Below are 1941 nucleotides of genomic sequence, written 5' to 3'. Positions count from 1 at the left end.
GATTCCGATTCAGATCAACTGAACTTATGGGGAAATTTCTTTGGACAGTAGTGTTATTAACTTTTTAATTTTGAAGAATATGAAACTAAGAAATTTTATGTATGCGACTATGATCGCATGTGCGTTCGCTTCTTGTTCGAAGGACGAAGTGATTGAAGGTGGACAGGAACCGGCTAAAGGTGAAGGCGCTTTGACTATTACGCTTAATACAAAAGCAACAAAAGCGAATGATGCTACTATTAAGGATGTTTGTGTTGTTTTATTGAATGCAGACGGAACTACAGTTCTTAGAAAAGTTCAATCAACAGGTTCAGGTGATGTTACTTTTTCTGATTTGGAAGTTGGAACTGTAGTTAAAGCTGCAGCATTTGCAAATTTAGGTACTACAGTGTTAACTGATGATCAAATATTGGGGGTAACTCCAATTGCTTTGAGCGTTAAAGATGGTTTATATGATGCTGAAGCTATTCCAATGCATGGAGTACAAGCGAATACAACAACTGTATTAGCAGGAGTAGAAAATGTAGCTAATGTTCAATTAGTTCGTGATTTGGCTAAAGTACAGTTGACAGGTGTTACATTGGATATGAATGGTTCTGTTGATGGTGAAGCATATCAAACGGATTTTACAGCAGGTAATGTGGCTCTTACATTAAAGAATGTGGCGATTAACTCTGCGGCTCAGGCTGTTACATATAGTGGAGTTGGAACAACTTATACAGCTGCTACAGCATGGGTTGGTGGTATGAAACCTTGGACATGGGCTAAGAAAAATGTTTCTAATACAGATCAACTTGTCGCTTATAATATTTCATCAAGTGCTGAATCTGTAGATCAGGTTATTGGAACTGTAGGTAAGGTTGATGCACAAGCTATCACATTAGATAAGGACTTTATCTATTACGTTATTCCTAACGAAGTAAAAGCACAGCCTACTATTTTAACTCTTAATGCTGATTTTAAGATTACTAATGGTGTGAAGAATGGTGTTGCTATTAACGATCAGACATTTAATGCATATTATAATATTGAGATCGGTGCTATTAATGGTGATTTTGATACTGTAGACGGTGGTAATGCATATACTTCAAATACTGGTATTAAAGCTAACAAATTCTATGACATTAAAGCAATTGTTGTAGGTAATGGCGACGGCTCAGAAGGTAATAGACCGACATTGGTTGTAAAAATGTCTGTTAAGGACTGGGATAAAGTTAGTCAGTCTTCTGTTGTTAAGTAATTATTCTCTATAAGATTAAAAGTGCTTCCCTTCACTGGGGAGCACTTTTTTGTCATTTAAGTAATCTTGATTTTGTATATACAAACTTTTACAATAGTTATAGGCTATTTTTACAAAACATACTATTAAAAATTACGATAGTAAGTACAAAAGTAAAGAAACACCCGAATGATCGAAGTAGGTCACACTTGGGATGTCAGAGGCCTGAACATGGGGGTGTAGGAACAGTTGTACACCCCCATGTTAGGTACTTTTGCTACTATGGCTTTGATTTTTAGTTGTATGCTTTGGTAGAAATGTGCATATCTTTGATAAGTCTTGTAAGATGATGAGAGTATAATAGATAGGATGATGAGTCTGCCTAATAATAGTATGATGATAGAAAGTGAATAAAGTATGTGTTTCCTTTAACTTTCAACTTTTAACTTTCGACTTTCAGCTGAAAAGAGGGTGTATATCGCACGATACGGGCTAAAACTCTCACTTTTACAGTTTGATAGATTCGTCTATAAACAACGAGAGTACTACCTATCTTTTTCACATTATTTATCTCTATCTTTGTATTGTGATTATTTAAAAGGTAAAACAAAATAATATCTATATTATGAAACTGAAAAGTTGCTTTCTAATAATGTTAATGGTTTGTGCCACTACTGTCCAAAGAAATTTTCTCAGACATGATTTAAATTAGTTTATATTAA

General features: G+C 34.6%; 1 protein-coding gene. It reads left to right on the top strand.

Annotation, left to right across the window (positions count from 1 at the left end; genetic code table 11):
* Nucleotides 1–79: 79 nt before the first annotated feature.
* Nucleotides 80–1240, top strand: a complete 1161-nt coding sequence (locus DWW90_RS20275; RefSeq protein WP_122346277.1) for a hypothetical protein — start codon at nucleotides 80–82, stop codon at nucleotides 1238–1240.
* Nucleotides 1241–1941: the final 701 nt, after the last annotated feature.

The sequence above is a fragment of the Parabacteroides sp. AF17-28 genome (assembly GCF_003479205.1).
Taxonomy (GTDB): Bacteria; Bacteroidota; Bacteroidia; order Bacteroidales; family Tannerellaceae; genus Parabacteroides; species Parabacteroides acidifaciens.
This window is presented reverse-complemented; position numbering and strand designations above follow the sequence as displayed.

Coding starts and splice junctions, on each gene's coding strand:
- DWW90_RS20275 (WP_122346277.1), top strand. CDS start 80: ATGAAACTAAGAAATTTTATGTATGCGACTATGATCGCATGTGCGTTC.